The sequence below is a fragment of the Chryseobacterium sp. FW101-FHT12H09 genome (assembly GCF_058790395.1).
Genome location: NZ_JBYTCP010000001.1, coordinates 329127 through 351249, shown reverse-complemented (window position 1 = coordinate 351249; position 22123 = coordinate 329127). Strand labels below are relative to the sequence as shown.

Here is a 22123-nt window from a genome sequence, read left to right as displayed (position 1 = left end):
TTTTTAAAACTGAAAATCAAGATAATGGAAAACAAGGAACAACAAAATACACAACCGGCTTCTACAGCATCAAGTGTAGTAGCTAAGAAAAAAGAATCGAGGAAAAATAAAATAAGAGCAATTATCTCTAACATCATTGTATTCCTGGTAATAGGTTTTGGATTATTCTGGCTGGTTAGGGAATATTTTCACATTGGAGATAAGAGTTATACAGAAGCAGCTCAGGTGGAAGAATTTATCAATCCTATTAATACCAGAGTTTCAGCATATATTAAAGAAATAAAATTCATTGAACACCAACAGGTAAAAAAGGGCGATACCTTAGTTATTTTAGATAAGAATGAAATCATAACACAGTTAGGACAGGCGGAAGCTGCCTATCAGAATGCCTTGGCACAACGTTCAGCGACAAGTTCATCAGTTAATACGGTTTCCAATAACGTAAATGTAATGCAGTCTAATATTGCAGGAGCGAAAGCCAGATTGTGGAATGCTGAACAGAATTTAAACAGATATAAAAACCTTTTAGCTTCTGAAGCGGTAACAAGACAACAGTTTGATCAGGTAAAAACGGAGTATGATGCCCAAAAAGCAGCTTATGAAACGTTAGTTAATCAAAAACAATCAGCTAACCTTTCTACAACCGAGGTTAAAAGCAAATTAGGAATTAATGATGCTGAAATAAAAAGAACAAAATCTGCCTTAGATATGGCGAGAATAAATCTTTCTTACACTGTAATTACGGCTCCTTATGATGGGGTAATGGGAAGAAGGACAATCTCCGAGGGTCAATTAATTCAGCCGGGACAACAGGTAGCGACCATCGTATTAAATGGTCAAAAATGGGTAACGGCTAACTTTCTGGAAAGTCAGATGCCCCATATTAAGATCGGAGAAAAGATGATGATGACTGCTGATGCATTAGGCGGACAAAAATTTGAAGGAATAGTCACAGCAGTTTCAGCAGCTACGGGATCGCGATATTCAAATGTTCCTACAGATAATTCTACAGGTAATTTTATTAAAGTTCAGCAGAGAATTCCGGTTAGAATAGAATTTACAGCCTCTAATAAAAAAGAAGACATCAGTAAGCTCAGCGCCGGAATGAATATGAATGTGAATATTGATGTGAAAGATTAAAAAATTGAAGGATGAAAATTAAAATTGTAAAGAGTTTTTTTCAATATTCCACCATCAATTTTCAACTTTAAAAATATAAATATGTACAACAAAGGTTTATATCATGACTGGGTTCCAAAACCGGTTCAGCTTCTGCTTATTGTGCTGCTATTAGCTGTGGTAATGCCATTGGGTGGAGTGTACACTGGTAATATCAGTTATCTCGTTGGTGGTACCGGAGCCCTTTCAGAATATTTTATTTGGGCGAACTATGCCACAACGATAGGAATGGGGGCTTGTATGCCGGTAGTTCTTAGAATGAAGATGAGATTCAAGGTCCGTGACAAGATTGTTTTAATCCTTGTTCTCTTGGGATTATTGAGCTATGTAAATGCAACAACCTTACAACCAATGGTAATGGTAATCACTGCTTTGATCATTGGATTTTTAAAAATGATGGTGACCATTGAACTGTTCTTGCCATTAATGGCAATGATAGGAAACCGCGGTGTATTTTATGGAGCCTTTTATACCTTCGTTTTGATGATGAATCAGATTGCAAGCTATTATGCAGTAGAGGTTTCTATATTGTATAACTGGCAACATTTCTACATTATTGTAGCAGTCTTATGTTTTATATTAGCGTTGATACACTGGATTTTTATGCACGATAAATATTTTGCTCTTAAAGTTCCATTGCATTATATTGATTGGTTGAGTATTTTACTTTTTGTTTCCACATTCATGTTTTCAGCTTATGTGTATTCATTTGGAAAACAACAGGACTGGTGGAATTCCTCCAAAATAATGAATGCCAGTATTGGTGCTTTTGTAAGTTTTGCATTATTGGCAATCCGTCAGTTAACGTTAAAAAGACCTTATTTGTCATTCACCATATTCAAAAGAAATAATGTGCAAAATGGATTGTTTATGTTGTTTTGGCTTGGGATGTTTTTAGGTACAACGACCTTACAAAATACCTTTGCAGTAGGTGTTTTAGGATATGATCAGTTAACCAATGCCAGGCTTAATATTCTGATGATTCCGGGAATTATATTGGCTGGACTCATTGCTGTTTTTTGGTTTAAAAAAGAAAAACCACTCAAAATGTTTATTTTCTCTGGGTTTTCTGCTATGGTAGGATATGCAATGATCATGTACTTTTCCATGGTGCTGGAGTTTAGTTATGAAAGATGGTATCTTCCTATGTTTTTAAAAGGCTATGGAATGTGTTCGTTATTCATTTCTGTTTGGTTTTATACTTTGGATAAATTAGAACTTGATGATATGCTCGCGGCCATAGGTCTTGTATTGGTTTGGAGAACTTTCCTCGCTGTTGGTCTTTTCTCTGCAATCTATTCTTGGTTTCAATATCATTTTCAAGTTGTGGCAATTGGGGATCTGGCTGTTTACATCGATGGCATGACAATAAGTCCGCAAACTCTGGCCGGAAATATGAAAACAGTCCAACTCAATGCGATCATTATTGCAGGCAAAAAAATATTCGGCTGTATTGTTTTGATTGGTTTTGGGGTATTAGCCTATGTCCTGACACACCATTTTGGAAAAGAACGTTTTCAGTATTTGAGATTTATCAGAATGCTTAGTGGAAAATCAGTTATTGCAAGAAGAAGATTGAGAGAACGTAAACAATTATTAGAAGAAATAAAAGATGCGGCAGGTCCTGCCATCTGAAGATACCTTGTTTTTCACTAGTAAAACCCCGGACTTTTTTAAGCTGGGGTTTTACGTTTTCCTAGTGTATCATAAAAAACAACGAATTAGCTGTGATGAATAATTTTATATAATATTATTTTTATTTAGACGTAATAAAAATAATATTTAAGTACATTTGCATTGCTCAAAGCAAAGGGTTAATGAAGACAATTATAATTATTCATTTTCATTTATTAAAGGGCTTCATGTATTTATTGAAGCTACATCTAATTTTAAAATTTCAGTTATGACTAAAATTCAAGCCGGGCAGATTGTTGCAGAAGTCACTAAAAAAGAGTACATAACACCACATTTTATCAGGGTATATCTCCATTCGGAAGATGTTTTACAATTTAAAGATACCACCATCGGGGATAACAATAAAATTGCCATTCCTCCAGAGGAATTGAATGAAATTTACTTTCCAGATTGGGACGGTCATCAGTGGATCCATCCTTCGAAAGAGGTAGCACCATCCATCCGAACGTATACCCATCGTGGGATTAATTTTAAGACCAATGAGCTATTTATTGATTTTGTGGATCATGGTGACGGTGGCCCCGCTTCAAAATGGGCGAGAGATGCAGAGAAAGGTTCAAAATTAGGAATAATGATGCGCACAGAGAGGAAAGAATTGTATCCCCAGGTCGATTGGTATTTTCTGATTGGTGATGGTACGGCTATCCCGGTTTTAAGTGCTATTTTAGAAACCCTTGCGGAAACGGCAAAAGGAGTTTGCGTGATTGAGGTTCATGGAAAAGAAGACGAGCAAAAAATAGAAACTAAAGCTGATATTGAGTTTATATGGGTTCATAATCCCGATTCTCATTTAGGAAATAACCTGACTGAAACGGTGAGAAATGTAGTGATTCCCGAAACCTCAAAATTTGGATATCTCGCTTGTGAACTGTCAACAGTAAAAGAAATTCGTTCTTATTTCAGAAAAGAAAAAAATTGGAAACAATCGGAGCTGTATGCATATTCCTATTGGAAGGCTGGTGTGGCTCAGGATGAATCACAAACTGAACGCCGAAAAGAAATGAATTCAGATCAATAAATAGAGCCTAGACATTACATTCGGGTTTTTTAATGACAGACATTTTTTCTTTTTAGATGATAATAAGGAGCTTTTTCCCGCTATCCACTTATACTCCTCGCTCCAAACCATTCCCATCCTTTGCTGCGGGGTAACCGTTACTATCGGGGCTATAAAGTTATTGTGGATATAAGCTTCTGCCAATATCTGTAATAATATATCCTGTATTTATTTTTCAAGTCAAACCCGTATCTTTGCCCCATTAAAAATAGCTATGAAAGATTTAATGGGTAAGGCGATCTGGGACTATTATCACAATGACAATCCTGAAGATTTGCAAACTGAAACCTCGATTTCTGAACTCGATGAACTTCCGGTAGAATATCTTTTCAGAGATTTTGAAGAGATGAACGATCTCGAACAGAAAGCTCTGGAATTAGCTCATGGAAAAATTTTGGATATTGGAGCAGGAGCAGGTTCACATACTTTGTATCTTCAGAACGAAAGAAATCTGGATGTTGTAGCATTAGATATTTCGCCAAAATCTGTTGAGGTTTGTAAACTCAGAGGAATTAAAAATGCTGTTTGTAAAAATATGCTTGACTTCGCTGAAGGAACTTTTGACACGGTTTTACTGTTAATGAATGGAACCGGAATATTTGGGAGCCTGGCCGAAATCGATACCTACCTTCAAAAATTACGATCTTTGCTTAACGATAACGGACAAATCTTAATTGATAGTACAGATATTCTGTATATGTTCGATAGAGATGAGGATGGTGGAATATACATTCCTGCAGAAGGGTACTATGGAGAATTAGATTATGTGGTTCATTACAAAGAAGAATCAGAGGAGCCTATAAAATGGTTGTATCTTGATTTTCAAACGCTAAAAAACGCTGCAGAGAATAATGGATTTGCCATTGAAAAAGTAATGCAGGACGAGGATGCCTATTTAGCTAGATTAACAAAAAAGTAAAACGTTTTGACATTGCGAGCAAAGCGAAGCAACCTCAAATTGAAAAATAAATAATTTAGATTTGATGATGAGATTGCTTCGTTCCTCGCAATGGCGGAAGAAAATAAAAAAGACGCATGGAACTCCATGCGTCTTTTTATTATAAATAGAGCTGATTATCCTATTTCGATACCATTTTCAACATTGCTGTCGTCTGGAGTAACGAAAGATAATTTACCGTCTGGTTTTGTCGTTAATAATAGCATTCCCTGGGATTCAATTCCACGGATCTTTCTTGGTGCAAGATTTAATAGGATCATTACCTGCTTTCCAATCAGTTCTTCCGGACTAAAGCTTTCTGCAATCCCTGAAACTACTGTTCTTACATCAACCCCTGTGTCAACGGTAAGCTTTAATAATTTATCTGCTTTCTCTACTTTTTCAGCTTCAGTGATCGTAGCTGTTCTAAGATCCATTTTTGTAAAGTCGTCAAAAGTAATTTCCTCTTTCATTGGTTTTGCGTTAGGGTTTGTCTTCTTATTATTTTGTTTCGTATTTTCAAGTTTCTGAATTTGAGCCTCAATAACATCATCTTCTATTTTTGAGAAAAGAAGTGATGATTCATTAATTGTATGTCCGGTTTCAATTAAAACAGATTTTGTTTCAACATCATTCCAGCTCAATTTTTGAACATTAAACATATTCAACAACTTTTCAGAACTGAAAGGCATAAACGGTTCACATAACTGAGCTAAAGCTACAGCAATCTGAGCACCAACAAATAATGAATGTGCTGCTTTTTCAGGATTATCCTTAATGGTTTTCCAAGGTTCTTCAGTCTGAAGATATTGGTTTCCAAAACGAGCCAAATTCATTAATGCTGTCAAAGAATTTCTGAATTCATAGTTTTCCAGAAAAGCTGAAATTTCCTTAGCAGATTTATTTATTTCCTTTAATTCAGAAGTATTTACATCTCCCTGTGGAACAACTCCATTATAATATTTATGGATAAGAACAGCAACTCTGTTAATGAAGTTACCAAAAATTCCAACCAGTTCAGAATTGTTTTTCGTCTGGAAATCTTTCCAGGTAAAGTTATTATCTTTGGTTTCAGGAGCTGAAGAAAGCAATGCGTATCTTAAAACATCCTGTTGCCCCGGAAATTCTTCAACATATTCATGAGCCCAAACTGCCCAGTTTCTTGACGTTGAAATCTTATCATTTTCAAGATTCAGGAATTCAAATGCCGGAACGTTTTTCGGCATAATATAATTTCCATGAGCTTTCATCATCGCCGGAAAAATAATACAATGGAAAACAATATTATCTTTTCCAATGAAGTGTACCAGATCACTGTTCTCACTTTGCCAGTAATCTTTCCAGTCTTTTCCATTTTTCTCAGCCCATTCTTTGGTAAAAGAAATATATCCGATCGGTGCATCAAACCATACATATAATACTTTTCCTTCCGCATTCGGAAGTGGAACCGGAACCCCCCAGTTTAAATCTCTGGTCATTGCACGAGGTTTTAAACCATCATTCAGCCATGATTTTACCTGTCCGTATACATTGGGTTTCCAGTCGTCTTTGTGACCTTCAATGATCCATTCATTCAAGAAATCTTCATATTCATTTAAAGGAAGATACCAGTTTTTGGTTTCTTTAAGAATTGGTACATTTCCACTTAACATTGATTTTGGATTGATCAGTTCTGAAGGAGAAAGAGTAGAACCACATCTCTCACACTGGTCTCCATACGCATTTTCATTCCCACAATTCGGGCATGTTCCAACGATATATCGGTCAGCTAAAAATTCATTAGCCTGTTCATCAAAATATTGTTCTGAAACCTCCTCAGTAAATTTTCCCTTCTCATAAAGAGTCTTGAAAAAATCCTGACTGGTCTCGTAATGTTTTTTGGAAGTCGTTCTGGAATATTCATCAAATGAAATTCCCAGATCTGAAAAAGACTTTTTAATGATCTCATGGTACTTGTCCACAATATCCTGAGGACTAACTCCTTCTTTCTTAGCTCTTATGGTAATAGGAATTCCGTGTTCATCTGAACCACAGATAAACGCTACATCTTTTCCTGATCTTCTTTGAAATCTTGCGTAAACATCCGCAGGAATATAAACACCTGCCAAATGCCCTATATGAACCGGTCCGTTTGCATAAGGCAAAGCTGCCGTAATCATCTTTCTGTTTGACATTTATAGTAATAATTTAACTACAAATATACGGAATATCTCTCGAAAATTTGTGATAGTCTGCAAACATTACCTTCAATAAGGCCTTAAATACAAAACAAATATTACAATTTGTTAAACGGTTGTTTAACTTTATATTAAATGTAGAATATTATTATGCATGACATATGACTGTGTAAGTAAATGGAAAGCAGATATCTAATCTTTGGAGGTCGTTCAATTTACATAAAATTATCTGAATTTTTATTAAATTTATGATAATTATATTTTTTTTATAAATTGCAAAGCTGGCTTTCTACCAGTATTACTACAGAAACGAAACTAAAAAAAACAATATTTTGAGAAATTTTACAACAGTATTAAAAATTGCGCCTGCCTTTTTACTAGCTGGTACAATGGTTTATGCACAAGACTCTGTTACTAAAGAAAAGAAAATAGAGGAAGTTGTATTGATTGGATATGGAAAACAGAAGAAATCAGATCTTACAGGTTCCATAACTTCAGTATCTTCAAAAGATTTCAACGGAGGTGCTACATCCGCAGGCCAGCTGATACAAGGGAAGACTCCAGGTGTACAAATTACGAATAATAGTGGTGCTCCCGGATCTGGAACAGCGATAAGAATTAGGGGAACGGCTTCTTTAAATGGTAATAACTCACCACTCATCGTTATTGATGGTGTTCCACAGGACTTTGTGGGAGTTAATGGTGCAGCTGATCCTTTATCATTGATCAACCCAAATGATATTGAAACATTTGATATTTTAAAAGATGCATCCGCAACGGCTATTTATGGTAACCGTGCAACTAATGGTGTTATCTTAATAACCACAAAGAAAGGAACTGCAGGTAGATTCAGAGTTAATTTCTCTACGGTTGCTTCGGTTTCTACAAAAATGGGGAATGTAGATGTTTTAGATGCTAACCAGTTCAGGGATTTTGTAAATACCTATGCTCCTGCAGGGTATAAAACGAAACTAGGGAATGCAAATACGAACTGGCAAGATCAAATTTATCAGGCAGCATGGGGCACAGATAATAACATTGCATTATCGGGTGGAATCAAAGGCTTGCCATACCGTTTATCACTTGGTTATAATGAGCAGAATGGTATTGTAAAAACCAATTCGTTTAGAAGGACATCGGTAGGCTTGAATTTAAACCCCAAGTTTTTTGATAATCACTTATCCGTAAATGTAAGTACAAAAGGAACTTTTACTGATAACCGATTCGTAGATGGTGGTGTGATTAAAACAGCAACTTATTTCGATCCCACACAACCTGTGTATTCAGGGAATTCTAATTTTGGAGGGTATTATGAATGGCTTGATGCCGGATCTGTAAATGGTACGAATGTAAATGCTAACTCAAATCCATTAGGAATGATTAATGGAATTCATGATGTTTCATCAGTTTTAAGAGGATTAGGAAATATCCAGTTAGATTATAAGTTTCATTTTCTGCCAGACTTACATTTTAATGTAAATGCTGGTTATGATTATACCAGAAGTGACGGACAGAAAAAAGTAAGTGCACTGTACAGACCCGGAGTGAACGATATGGGAAGTTCTACCATCTTTAGAATGGAGAAAAAGAATAAGCTATTGGAAACTTATTTTAATTACATTAAAAATATTTCTTCAATTAATACGGGAGTTGATGTTACTGCAGGTTATTCATACCAGGATTTTCGAACTATTATTCCCGGATCTATCAATTACAAAGGAAATGCCCCAACCAAAATTAATAATGATTTTGAAACCCAAAATACATTAATATCTTTTTATGGAAGAGCAATATTTACTATAGCAAACAAATATATTGTTTCAGGATCTATAAGAAGAGATGGATCTTCGCGTTTTTTTAATGGAACAAGAGATAATTTATGGGGTAACTTCCCAGGAGTATCGGTAGCTTGGAAGTTAAATGAAGAGAGCTTTATCAAAAGTGTTTCTTCAATAAGTACCTTGAAACTAAGAGCAGGTTGGGGGAAAACAGGACAGCAGGAGTTACCTGGGTTAGATGGCAATAAACCATTCAATTATCCGGCTTATGCAGCATATAATCCAAGTAATGATGGTGCTTACTATCAATTTGGTAATCAATACTATTATATGTTTAGACCTAATATTTATAATCCTAATCTTACTTGGGAAACAACAACAACTAAGAATTTAGGAATAGATTATGGATTTTTAAATAATAGAATCTTTGGTTCCATAGATTTGTTCCAGAAGGATACTGAGAAGTTACTGGTTCTTTCTCCAATTGCTGCAGGAGACTTAAGTAATCAAAACCTACTTAATGTAGGAAATATGAAAAATAAAGGAATTGAAGGGAGTATTACTGTAATTCCTATTAAAAATCAGAATACCACTTGGGAGGTCAATTTTAATGCAACTCATTATAAACCGGAGGTCACTAATCTTCTGGAAAGAGCTGATGCAAGTTTTAATATTCCTGTCGGAGGAATCGAGGGTGGATCAGGAAATACCATTCAGGCTCATGCTGTAGGGTATGCACCAAATGCTTTCTGGGTTTATCAACAGGTTTACGACAACAACGGAAAGCCTTTGAATGGAGCATATGTTGATAGAAATGGTGATGGAATAATAAATACTTCAGATAAGTATTATTATAAATCTACAACACCCGATGCAATTTTAGGATTCTCTACCAAAGTTTCTTATAAAGATTGGGATTTTGGATTAAGCGCAAGAGCAGTATTAGGTAATTATGTTTATAATAATGCAGCTTCAAACAGTTCATTGCAGTCGGCATCTACAAATGAATATTTACAAAATGTGTATTCAACAGCACCTGCTTATCAATTTTCACTACCCCAATATTTTTCAGATATATATGTGGAAAATGCTTCATTCTTAAGATTAGACAATATTAATGTCGGATATAATTTTGGAGAAGTATTCTCTAAAGGAAGTAGTTTAAGAGTGTATGGTATGGCACAGAATGTTTTTGTGATTACAAAATATTCTGGTATTGATCCCGAGGTTTTCAACGGGATAGACAATGGTTATTATCAAATGCCTAGAATTTATTCATTGGGTCTTAATTTTCAATTTTAATTAGTAGTAAGATGAAATCAAATAGAAATTTTAAAAATATATTTTTAACAGCGTCCGTTATCGGATTGTTATCTGTGACGTCATGTGTTAATGATCTTGAAAGAGAGCCTATTACAGATGCCACTTCTGCAAATGTTTATAAGGATTTTGGAAATTATCCTAATATTCTGGCAAAATTGTATGGTGGACTTGCTATGGGTGGTCAGGTAAGTGGAGATGGAGCAAACTATCCTGATACTGATATCAATGGTATTAATGGTGGTTTTTCTCAGTATACAAGATTGATGTATACTATGAATGTTATATCTACCGATGAAGCCGTAATCGCATGGAATGATGGTAACCTGCATACCATCCATAAGATGACCTGGGATTCTTCAAATGAGTTTATCGCAGCATTATATTATAGAATTTTTACAGAAATTGCTTTTTGTAACGAATTCTTGAGAAATGTAACAGATGAAAAATTAGCGGAGAATAATATTACGGGGGATAATTTAGCTCAGGCAAAATATATGCGTACTGAAGCAAGATTTTTAAGAGCACAATCTTATTATCACGCATTAGATATGTTTGGAAATGTACCTTTCGTAAAAGAAGATTACCTTCCGGGATCTACAAACCCACCTCAAAGAATTGAAAGGGCGGCTTTGTTTAATTTTGTTGAACAGGAATTATTGGCTTGTAGCAATGATTTGAAAGATCCAAAGGCAAATGCTTATGGAAGAGCAGACAAAGCAGCAGCCTGGTCATTATTGGCAAGATTGTATCTTAATGCGTCTGTATACACAGGAACACAAAGAAATAATGACTGTATCACATATTGTAATAAAGTGATAGCTGCTGGTTATTCTTTAAAACCTAAATACGGAGATTTATTTCTTGCAGACAATAATGTAAATAATCCTGAAGCTATTTTTACGGTTAACTTTGATGGTGTTAATACACAAACCAATGGTGGAACTACCTATTTGGTTCATGCTGCTATCGGAGGGTCAATGCAGGCTGTAAATTATGGTGTTAATGGCGGCTGGGGTGGTCTTAGAACTACAAAAGCATTTGTTGCTAAATTTCCGGCGAATGGTGCTGATAAGAGAGGTAATTTCTTTACCACAGATCAAAATCTTGAAATTAATGATTTAGGTTCATTTAATGATGGTTATGCTTTTGTCAAGTTTAAAAATATTAAAAGTAATGGTGTTGCCGGAGCAGACAAAACATGGGTTGAGGCTGATATTCCATTATACCGTTTAGCAGATATTTATTTAATGTATGCTGAAGCTACCCTTAGAGGGGGAAGTGGAAATATTGCTACAGCAGTTGGTTATATTAACCAATTAAGAGAGAGAGCTTACGAAAATACCAGTGGAAATGTTACTTCTATTAATTTAGATTTTATTTTGGATGAAAGATCCAGAGAATTATCGTGGGAGATGACCAGAAGAACTGATCTTATTCGTTTCGGAAGATATACTACAGGAGATTATTTATGGCCTTGGAAAGGAAATATAAAAGATGGAAAAGCAGTTGAAAGCTTTAGAAATCTTTTCCCAATTCCCGCAAAAGATCTTGTAGCTAATCCAAACCTGATTCAAAACCCTGGTTATTAATTTAAAACAGAATCTAAAATGAAACATTTTTTAAAAATAATAGCCGTAGCTTTTGTTGCTCTGTTGATTATTTCCTGTGAAAAAGATGAAGATCAGGCTATAATAAATGAAGTAAATCAAGCTAAGATTTCTTCCGATAAAACTACTGTTGTACTAAATGAAGTTACTTCAGGAGATGCAGTGATTAATTTTACCTGGACAAAGCCGACATTTAATATAGCTGTTGTAACGCAACAGCAAATAGAATTTGGAGTTAAAGGAAAAGGTTTTAAAGACAGTTCTACTTTTGATGTCAGTAATGATTTAATAAAGTCTCCTATGACCCATGCTCAAATGAATGCAGCAATGTATAGTTGTGGGGCAATTCCAGATGTTTCGAATCAGATAGAAATTAGATTAAAGACAATTGTAGGATCCGGATTTTTTTACTCAAATGTAATTAATGTAACGGTAACACCTTATACTCCAAACCCAGATTTAGTTTATCCTAAAATAAATGTACCGGGAGCATATGCCGGAGCAGCAGGATATGCAGATTGGACTCCTGGAAATTCTCCCAATTTGTTTTCACCTGAAAAAGATGGGAAATACAGAGGTTTCATTTATGTTACTACTTTAGCAAGTGATAAGGGCAAATATAAATTTGCAATCAATCAAGATTGGCCTGGTAATAAAGGAGATGATGGCACGAATACAGGTAAATTAAAAGTGGACGGTTCGGATATAACTGCAAGTGCTGTTGGAACTCATTATCTAAAAGTAGATTGGAGTGCAAATACCTATTCTGCTGTAGCAGCTAATTTTGGAATTATCGGAGATGCTACGCCTACTGGCTGGAATTCAGATACTGATTTTGTTTATAATCCTGCTACTAAAAAATATGAAATAGCTTCAATTCAATTGTCAAGCACGGGTTTGTTTAAATTCAGAGCTAATGACGATTGGGCTATAAAGTTTCAACCTGCAAATGCTGATCAGACTTTAGTGTCGGGGACTGCAGTTCAGACCTACCTAAATATTGAAGATACTGTAACTGGTGATTCAGGATATAAAGTGACAGTTGCAGGTAATTATAAAATAGAATTAGATCTGCATAATTCTGCTGATTACAAATTAAAGATTACAAAATTATAAAAACAGGCTGAATTGCCTGATAAAGTGTTGCTTTTTAGCAGCACTTTATTTATTTTTAAAACTTATAAATAGTCATTATGAAGAAAATTACAGTTGGAGCTTTATTGTTCTCAATGATGTTTGCGGGCGTTAATGCACAAACTTTAAAATCACCCGACGGAAAGTTCGAAATGGACTTTCAGTTAAAGCAGGGAGTACCTTATTATAATTTAAAATATAATGGGGCTATAGTTGTTGAAGATTCTAAATTAGGATTGAGATTATTTAAAGACTCAGCTATCAAGTTTGCCTCAGAAATTGCTAAGGCGGAAGATGCAAAATTTGACCTTAATAACGGTTTTACAAAAACAGATGAGAAAAGGGATTCTAAAAATGAAACCTGGCAGCCGATACTTGGTGAAAAGAAAAATTACATCAATAACTATAATGAATTAGCGGTTACCCTTAACCAGGCTTCTTCAGACAGAAGTATCGTTGTGAAATTCAGATTGTTTAATGATGGACTAGGATTCAGATACGAATTTCCACAGCAAAAAAATCTTAATTATTTTGTGATCAGAGAGGAAGATTCTGAAATCGATTTTCCTACTGATATGAAAGCTTGGTGGATTGTGGCCGATTATGATTCTCAGGAATATCAGTATCAGGAAACAAAGATTTCTGAAATTCCAGGCAGATGGGATAAGGCTTTTGATGCAAATGCTTCTCAGTCATTGGTTAAAAATGCAGTTCAGTCCCCATTAATGCTTAAAAAAGAAGGAAAAAATCCTTTATATGTTAATGTTGCAGAAGCAGCTGTTTTAGATTATCCAGCTTCACATTTAGAAGTGGATGCTCAGAATTTCAAATTCAAAACACACCTTACTGCAGACAGACAGGGAGCAAAAGGATATATTCAGACTCCTTCAGTTACACCATGGAGAACCATCATTGTTTCTCCAAAAGCAGAAGAGGTAATGGATTCAAAGATGATCTTTAATCTTAATGAACCGACAAAATATAAAGATACTTCATACATTCATCCTACAAAATACATGGGTGTATGGTGGGAAATGATCATCGGAAAATCTCAATGGGCTTATTCTACTGCAGAAAATGTTCATTTAGACAAAACTGATTTTACAAAGCTGACTCCAAATGGAAAACACGCTGCGAACAATACAAAAGTTAAAGAATACATTGATTTTGCTGCAGAAAATGGATTTAAGGGACTTTTAATTGAAGGTTGGAACATCGGCTGGGAAGACTGGTTCGGACATTCAAAAGAATTTGTCTTTGATTTCATCACTCCTTATCCGGATTTTGACATCAAGATGCTAAATGAATATGCTCATTCCAAAGGAATTAAACTGATCATGCACCACGAAACCTCAGGTTCTGCAACGAATTATGAAAGATGGTCCGACAAAGCATTCCAATTAATGAATAAATATGGATATGATGCTGTAAAAACGGGTTATGTTGGTGATATTATTCCAAGAGGGGAACACCATTATTCCCAGTGGACGATCAATCATTTCTACAGGATTGCTGAGAAAGCGAATGAATATAAGATCATGGTCAATTCTCACGAATCTGTACGTCCAACAGGAGAAAGCCGTACGTATCCAAACTATATTTCTGCAGAAGCAGCTCGTGGAACTGAATATGAAGCATTTGGAGGAAATAATGCAGATCATCAGACTATTTTACCATTTACAAGATGGATGGGAGGTTCAATGGATTATACTCCGGGAATTTTCCAAACCAAATTAGATTATTATTTCCCTGGTGATAAACGTTTTGTAAAAACGACTTTAGTAAAGCAATTGGCATTATATGTAACGATGTATATGCCACTTCAGATGGCTGCTGATTTACCCGAGAATTATAAGAAGCATATGGATGCATTCCAATTCATTAAAGATGTAGCTGCTGACTGGGACGATACTAAGATCTTAGCTGCTGAACCTGGAGATTATGTAATCACAGCAAGAAAGGCTAAAGGAACTGAAAATTGGTTCGTAGGAGGAATCACCGATGAAAATAAACGTGAATACACGGTAGATTTTTCCTTCTTAGATAAAGGTCAGAAATATGAAGCGACAGTATATGAAGATGGAAAAGATGCTGATTATATAGACAACCCACAAAGCTATAACATCTACAAAAAGCAGATCACAAGCAAGTCTAAGATCAATTTCAAAATGGTAAGAAGCGGAGGTTTTGCAATCTCTATCAAGCCCATAAAATAAATTTTAAGATTAAACTTAAAACTTAAACCTTACAGGTGGATTATTCCTGTAAGGTTTTTTTAAACCAATCCATTATGAAAAAACTATATGTAATATTGGCTCTTTCAGCGGTTTCTTTTGCGTTCTCACAGTTAAAAACATTAGAAAGGGTGGAACCAGCCTTTTGGTGGAAAGGAATGAAAAATCCTGAACTTCAGATATTAGTGTATGGGAAAAATATTGCTGAGAATGAAATTGAGCTGTCAGATGGAATTCAAATAAAAGATATTCAGAAAGTTGAGAATCCAAACTATGTTTTTCTTACGGTCAATACAAACGAAATTAAAGTTCGTAATTTTAAGATCAACGTGAAAAAGGATAGGAAAAATATAGCATCTTATTCTTATGAACTCAAACAAAGAGAATCAAATTCGGCAAATCGGGAATCTTTTACCTCCAAAGATGTGATGTACCTTATCATGCCTGACCGTTTTGCTAATGGAGATGAAAAGAACGATTCACGACCTGATCTCACCGAAAAAGTCAATAGAAACCTTCCCAATGGAAGACATGGCGGAGATCTTCGGGGAATTATCAATAATCTTGATTACATTCAAAATTTAGGAGCAACATCAGTATGGCTAACTCCGGTTACTGAAGATAACGAAAAAGTGTATTCTTACCACGGATATGCACAGACGGATCTTTATAAAATTGACGGTCGTTATGGGACCAATGAAGAATACCGTGAACTATCCCGTGAGTTGAACAAAAGAAAAATGAAATTGGTTTTAGATTATGTGACCAATCATTGGGGAATTTCACACTGGATGATCAAGGATCTACCTATGAAAGACTGGATCCATTGGTTTGATGAAGGAGAAAAAGGTTTCTATCGTTCTAATTATAAAACAACAACTCAGTTTGATACAAACGCTTCTGAAATTGATAAAAAATATGCTTTAGACGGGTGGTTTGATAAAACAATGCCGGATATCAATCAAAAAAATCCCCTGGTTCTTAAATATTTAATCCAGAATGCAATCTGGTGGATCGAGTATGCTGAATTAAGAGGCTTTCGTGTGGATACCTATCCTTATAATGATAAAGAAGCAATGGCGAAATGGGCGAAAGCAATTACTGATGAATATCCGAAATTTAATATCGTTGGAGAAACCTGGCTCTATACTGCTGGTCAGATTTCAGCATGGCAAAAAGATTCAAAAACTGGAGAGGCGGCTCACTATAATTCTAATTTACCCTCTGTAATGGATTTCATGTTGTATGGTGATTTACCCAAAGCATTTAATGAAAAAGAAAGCTGGGATAGTGGATTGATTAAATTGTATAATGTATTCACCAGTGACTTCCTTTATCCGGATATCAATAATGTGATGGTCTTCTTTGAAAACCATGATACCGAAAGATGGAACGAAATTTTTAATGCCAATCCGGAAGCTTATAAAATGGGATTAACTGTAATTTCTACAGTGCGTGGAATTCCGCAGATCTACTATGGGTCGGAGATAGGGATGAGAGGGAATAAAGAGAAAGGTGGTGATGCAGATATCAGAAGAGACTTTCCGGGAGGTTGGAGATCGGATCAACAAAATGCTTTCAATCCTTCAGACCAAACTGAAAAACAGAAAGAATTCTATGAATTTACCCAAAAGTTATTGAACTGGAGAAAAGGAAAAGAAGTCATTCACACCGGAAAAACTAAAAATTATATTCCTCAAAACAATGTTTTCGTATATTTCAGATATAATGAAAAAGAAAGTGTGATGGTCGTTTTGAACAACAATGAAAAAGAACAGATATTAGATTTAAAACGTTTTGCTGAATCTTTGAATCATGTCCAAAAAGGAAAGGATATCATCTCGGGAAAAGAATTTTCATTACAAAGTACCATGAGCATACCCGCAAAAACTTCATTAATTATTGAATTACAAAAATAGTTACAAAAATTTATTTAATTTAGAATATGAAAAAAATTACAATCATTTATACACTGATATTTTTAGTGTTAAATTTTAGCCATTTCTCGGCACAATCTAAAGAAGCCAAATTTGAAAAAGATAAAACCGAGATCAGTACTATGCTTGATGGTTTCAATGTAGCAGCTGCGAAAGCAGATTTTAATGCTTATTTCAATTACTTTGCTGATGAATCTACGTTCATAGGAACCGATGCAAGCGAAGTTTGGGATAAAAAAGCATTTATGGTTTGGGCTAAACCGTATTTTGACAAAAAGAAAACATGGAATTTTACTTCTCTTAAAAGGAATGTCTATTTCAGTAAGGACGGTAAACTGGCATGGTTTGATGAATTATTAGATACCCAGATGAAAATCTGTCGTGGTTCGGGTGTTGTAGAAAAAATAAACGGAAGTTGGAAAGTGAAGCAATATGTTCTTTCTATAACGGTTCCGAATGATGTAGTAGATAAAGTGGTTGCTGAAAAAGCACCTATTGAAGATGTGCTTTTACAGCAATTAAAAACCAAATAATACCTCCTATAGATAATGGGTAAAAAAGTAAAACCAAACCTCTCCATGACTCAGATCATCAACATGAGTATGGGTTTTTTAGGAATTCAGATGGCTTTTGGCTTACAAAATGGAAATGCAAGTAGAATTCTTGCCAATTTCGGGGCAGATGTTCATGAGCTATCCTGGTTTTGGTTGGTGGCACCTGTTACCGGATTAATTGTTCAGCCAATTATCGGACATATGGGAGATAATACCTGGAGTCCTTTGGGAAGAAGGAAACCCTATTTCCTAATTGGTGCTGTTTTATGTGCTATTGGTCTGGTTTTACTTCCTAATGCAGCTTCTGCTACCCAAATGATGGCTGCTAATGTATTGTTATTAGCCGTTATATTTTTGGCAATGATGGATGCTTCCATTAACGTTGCGATGGAGCCTTTCCGAGCTTTAGTAGGCGATATGCTTCCCAAGCATCAGGGAACAATTGGATTTTCTGTTCAAACAATACTAATTGGTATTGGAGCTGTGATCGGTTCTTATTTACCTGATTGGTTGACACAATTAGGAATTTCCAATGTAGCAAAAGCAGGTTTTGTAGCTGATAATGTTATTTATGCATTTTATATCGGAGCGGGTGTTTTATTATTAAGTATCCTGTACACCATTGTGAGTACCAAAGAATATTCACCACAGGAATTTGCGGAATTTGAAAATGGGAAAGAGATGGTTGAAGAACCATCCAAATTCTCTGATATTTTTAAAGATTTTGCTAAAATACCTTTATTAATGAAGAAGCTTGGAGCAGTACAGTTCTTCTCATGGTTTGCATTGTTTACCATGTGGGTATTTACAACAAGTGCTTTAGCCACCCATCATTTTGGACTTTCACCACAAGATACTCATTCTGTTGAATTTAATAAAGCAGGAGATCTTACAGGAAAATTATTTGGATACTATAATTTATGGGCAATTCCGTTTGCATTTTTATTAACTCCGATTGCTAAAGTAATTGGCAAAAAACAAACGCATGCATTAGCTCTTTTTTGTGGTGGATTAGGATTGATCTCTATGTATTTTATTAAAGATATCAGTTATCTCAAAATTTCTATGATAGGATTGGGATTTGCATGGGCAAGCATCTTAGCAATGCCCTATGCGATGTTAATTGATGCCATTCCACAAAAGAAGATGGGAGTATACATGGGAATTTTCAACTTCTTCATTGTCATTCCACAAATTATCAATGGCCTTTTTGGCGGACCTATAGTAAGTGGGTTCTTCGGAAACTATGCTATTGGTTACGTTGTAGTAGGTGGGGTCTGTATGTTGCTTGGAGCTATTCTTACGATGATTCTTGTTAAATCAGAAGATGAAACGCCTAAAGAAATTGAGGAAGAAATTAAGCAGGTACATTTTTGATTGAAGCAAGTACTAGAAGTTAGAAGTTAGAAGTTAGAAGTTAGAAGTTAGAAGTGCGACGAGATTATGTACTTTAAAAACAAATATCAATAGGAGTGGGCTTTAGCCCACTTTTTTATTATAAATATATTCAAATGGCTTTAGTCAAAACATAAGTTTAAGTCTCGCAGATTTTGCAGATTTTATTTTTATGATGAGGTGAAATCTACATAATCTATAAAGTTCGTGAGACTATTTTGATATACCATATCCACATAGAATCATGGTTCTTTATTTATATAATCAATTGGAATTTAATTTTTTATTAAGCTAACCGTGGCTTTAAATCTTTAATTTAGATAGATTAAAATTTTAAAGGATGTATGATATCATAATCATTGGTAGTGGAGCAGGAGGTGCAACAATGGCTTATAGATTAGCTGACAGTGGAAAGAAAATACTGGTTATTGAAAGAGGGGATTATGTACCTGTTGAAAAAGAAAACTGGGATTCTATAGAAGTTTTTGAGAAGAACAGATATACAACAACAGATCTATGGTTAGATAAACATGGAAAGCCATTTCGCCCCGGAATGCATTATAATGTAGGTGGAAATACCAAATTTTATGGAGCTGCTTTATTTCGTTTGAGGGAAGAAGACTTTAAAGAAATACAACATTATGGAGGAACTTCACCAGCCTGGCCTATTCAATATGAAGATTTAAAGGCTTATTATCTGGAAGCTGAAAAGCTTTTTCATGTTCACGGTAAAAGAGGATCAGATCCAACAGAACCATTCGATTCTGAACCTTACCCTAATCCACCATTACCCCACGAACCGAGAATTCAAGAGATTGTTGATGAATTAACCAATTATGGACTGCATCCTTTTGAATTGCCTATCGGGGTGAATTTAGAACCTCATAATACAGCAAATGCCCCTTACATATTAGATCGTTTTGATGGTTTTCCAGATGCTTCCGAAAGAAAAGGTGATGCCCATCTATGTTCATTATCCAAAGCATTGGAGTATCCCAATGTAGAATTGATGACCAATGCAAAAGTGCTGAAATTGAACACTGACAGCACAGGAAAGAGAATTTCTGAGGTTTTAATAGAACGGAATGGAGAAACAAAAACATTGACTTCAGATCTGGTGATTCTTTCTGCAGGCGCTATTAATTCTGCAGCTATATTATTGGAAAGTAAAAACGAACAGTTTCCTGATGGTCTTGCCAATACATCAGATCAGATAGGAAGAAATTATATGTTTCATCAGAATACAGCATTGGTGGCTTTATATACGGAGCCGAACCCTACAAAATTTGGAAAAACATTTGGCATCAATGATTTCTACCATGCAAACAGAGGTTATGAATTTCCTTTAGGACATATCCAGATGTTGGGAAAGTCCGATGAACATCAGATTAAAGCAGATAGTCCAATTCCTGCACCAGGTTTTACTTTTGAACTCATGGCTAAGCATGCAGTCGATTTTTGGCTGACATCTGAAGATCTGCCAGATCCTGAAAATAGGGTGACCGTAGAAAATGGACAGATTAAAATAACCTACTCTGAGAACAATCAAAAAGGACATGAACTTTTAAAAGCTGAATTGATTAAAGCTTTAAAAGCATCCGGAAAATTTGAAAGCTTTTTATTCAAAGGGTTTTATTTCAGTAAAGGAATGGATATCGCTTCACCAGCACATCAGAATGGAACGACAAAAATGGGTGTAGATCCTAAAACTTCAGTGGTTGATACGAACTGTAAAGCACATGATTTAGAAAACCTATATATTGTAGATGGTGGATTCTTTGTCTCCAGTGGAGCGGTAAATCCGGCACTTACCATTATTGCTATGGCATTAAGAGTGGGAGATTATCTGAAAACCCATGTTTTAACATCATGAATTCTAAAACAGTAACCATCATTGTCGTCTATTTACTGGCTTTTCTGACAGGAGTTAATTTTGTTGTATTTCCGGCTTTGGGAACTGCTTTTACAGATCATTCTTTATTTGAGTTAAGTCCGTCAAAGTTTGGAAATCTCTTCATCCCACAAGTAATTTGCATTATTGTTTCCTGTTTAGGAGCTCCCTTTCTTGTTAATAAAATAGGGCCTAAAATAGTTTTGAGCTGCGGACTCTTATTGATGATTATATCGACGGGAACCTTATGGATACTTCACTATTTTATGGACGAAAAGTTCTTATTGTTTCCTGTATTAATGATTTTGGTAGCATTTACAGGAACAGGATTTGGACTTTCTATAACGACATTAAATCCATTAGCCGCGAGCTTGTTTGATAATAAAAGATCTTCTGCTATTTTGATCTTACAGTTTTTAGTGGGATTGGGAACCTCTACTTCCCCATTAATGATGAATCTGATAGGTGATGTCAAAAACTGGATGTATGTTCCCGGCAGTATATTTATTGTCGTGACTATCGCTTTTATCGCTTTTTTATTTTTAAAATTAGAAAAAGGAACATTTTTCGAACTTCCCAGGCATTTTAAAATTCCCGGAAAACTATGGATTTTCTTTATTACCATTATTTTATATGGATGCATAGAAGGCACCTTTGGAAGTTTTGGTGGAATTATACTTAAAAATCAAGGCCTGGATAATAACAAAGCCAGTCTCGGGCTTTCCTTATTTTGGGGTGGTATTGCTCTTAATCGATTGTTGTTTGGAATTTTTTCAGAAAGATTTAATTTATCCTATGTTTATTTAACTTCTCCTTTATGGGTAGCTGGGTTGGTCTTTCTAATGTTGGTCGATCCTAATGTAAATATTCTTTTATTCCTGATGTTCTTCATTGGCTTTTTTATGGGAAGTATTTTCCCCGGATCTATTGGTTGGGGAACCATAGAATTTCCAACGCTTTCTGTATTGGTTTCCGGATTTTTAATGGCTGCTAATCAAATTGGGACCGGCGCTGTAACAAATGTCTTAGGTCATTTTTCCAATTATACTTCTATGATTTTAGAATTTCTTATCGTCTTTATGATACTTATTTGCGGTCTTCTTTTCTATCTTAAAAGAGATTCTAAAATTAAAGAGGCTTTTTAATACAATTTTGAAACTTTGAAGATCTGCTCTATCTGCTTGATTTACGAAATTATCTTGTTTTATGACTAAAGGTGGACAAA

At 35.1% G+C, this 22123-nt stretch carries 14 protein-coding genes; 13 read left to right on the top strand and 1 reads right to left on the bottom strand.

Translation table 11 applies throughout. The features are described from left to right. Window positions 1–24: 24 nt before the first annotated feature. From AC3WRL_RS01520 to AC3WRL_RS01505, 4 genes are all read left to right on the top strand, one after another. Window positions 25–1140 carry an HlyD family secretion protein gene (locus AC3WRL_RS01520; protein ID WP_261511467.1) on the top strand — a complete coding sequence of 372 codons (1116 nt, stop codon included), beginning with the start codon at window positions 25–27 and terminating at the stop codon, window positions 1138–1140. Window positions 1141–1221: 81 nt separating this feature from the next. Continuing rightward, window positions 1222–2814, top strand: a complete 1593-nt coding sequence (locus AC3WRL_RS01515; RefSeq protein ID WP_492329581.1) for an efflux MFS transporter permease — start codon at window positions 1222–1224, stop codon at window positions 2812–2814. 268 nt (window positions 2815–3082) lie between these two features. Continuing rightward, on the top strand, window positions 3083–3892 hold the full coding sequence (locus AC3WRL_RS01510; protein ID WP_492329580.1) for a siderophore-interacting protein: 810 nt from the start codon (window positions 3083–3085) through the stop codon (window positions 3890–3892). Between the two features lie 253 nt (window positions 3893–4145). After that, window positions 4146–4850, top strand: coding sequence for a class I SAM-dependent methyltransferase (locus AC3WRL_RS01505; RefSeq protein ID WP_214833497.1), 705 nt, complete (start codon window positions 4146–4148; stop codon window positions 4848–4850). 155 nt (window positions 4851–5005) lie between these two features. On the opposite strand, the gene metG is transcribed toward AC3WRL_RS01505, so the two are convergent. Continuing rightward, window positions 5006–7042 (bottom strand): methionine--tRNA ligase, encoded by a 2037-nt coding sequence (gene metG / locus AC3WRL_RS01500; protein WP_214833494.1) that lies wholly within the window; start codon window positions 7040–7042, stop codon window positions 5006–5008. 335 nt (window positions 7043–7377) lie between these two features. On the opposite strand from metG, the gene AC3WRL_RS01495 reads away from it, so the two are divergent. The 9 genes from AC3WRL_RS01495 (at window position 7378) to AC3WRL_RS01455 (ending at window position 22043) form a co-directional block, all read left to right on the top strand. Then, window positions 7378–10125 carry a SusC/RagA family TonB-linked outer membrane protein gene (locus AC3WRL_RS01495; RefSeq protein ID WP_492329579.1) on the top strand — a complete coding sequence of 916 codons (2748 nt, stop codon included), beginning with the start codon at window positions 7378–7380 and terminating at the stop codon, window positions 10123–10125. 11 nt (window positions 10126–10136) lie between these two features. Further along, window positions 10137–11735 (top strand): RagB/SusD family nutrient uptake outer membrane protein, encoded by a 1599-nt coding sequence (locus AC3WRL_RS01490; protein WP_214833488.1) that lies wholly within the window; start codon window positions 10137–10139, stop codon window positions 11733–11735. Between the two features lie 18 nt (window positions 11736–11753). Further along, complete coding sequence (locus AC3WRL_RS01485) at window positions 11754–12869, top strand: SusE domain-containing protein (protein WP_214833485.1); 1116 nt, start codon at window positions 11754–11756, stop codon at window positions 12867–12869. A 77-nt stretch (window positions 12870–12946) separates the two neighbouring features. Further along, window positions 12947–15103, top strand: coding sequence for a glycoside hydrolase family 97 protein (locus AC3WRL_RS01480; RefSeq protein ID WP_261511471.1), 2157 nt, complete (start codon window positions 12947–12949; stop codon window positions 15101–15103). A 74-nt stretch (window positions 15104–15177) separates the two neighbouring features. Further along, on the top strand, window positions 15178–17040 hold the full coding sequence (locus AC3WRL_RS01475) for a glycoside hydrolase family 13 protein (RefSeq protein WP_492329578.1): 1863 nt from the start codon (window positions 15178–15180) through the stop codon (window positions 17038–17040). A gap of 26 nt (window positions 17041–17066) precedes the next feature. Then, window positions 17067–17591: a nuclear transport factor 2 family protein gene (locus AC3WRL_RS01470; RefSeq protein ID WP_492329577.1), complete on the top strand. Its 525-nt coding sequence runs from the start codon at window positions 17067–17069 to the stop codon at window positions 17589–17591. A 15-nt stretch (window positions 17592–17606) separates the two neighbouring features. Further along, on the top strand, window positions 17607–18989 hold the full coding sequence (locus AC3WRL_RS01465) for an MFS transporter (protein ID WP_214833473.1): 1383 nt from the start codon (window positions 17607–17609) through the stop codon (window positions 18987–18989). 358 nt (window positions 18990–19347) lie between these two features. Further along, window positions 19348–20880 (top strand): GMC oxidoreductase, encoded by a 1533-nt coding sequence (locus tag AC3WRL_RS01460; protein WP_492329576.1) that lies wholly within the window; start codon window positions 19348–19350, stop codon window positions 20878–20880. Next, the gene (locus AC3WRL_RS01455) at window positions 20877–22043 is read left to right on the top strand and encodes an MFS transporter (protein ID WP_492329575.1); all 1167 of its coding nucleotides are present in this window, start codon (window positions 20877–20879) and stop codon (window positions 22041–22043) included. The genes AC3WRL_RS01460 and AC3WRL_RS01455 overlap by 4 nt, the downstream gene beginning before the upstream one ends. The last annotated feature ends 80 nt before the right edge of the window (window positions 22044–22123 follow it).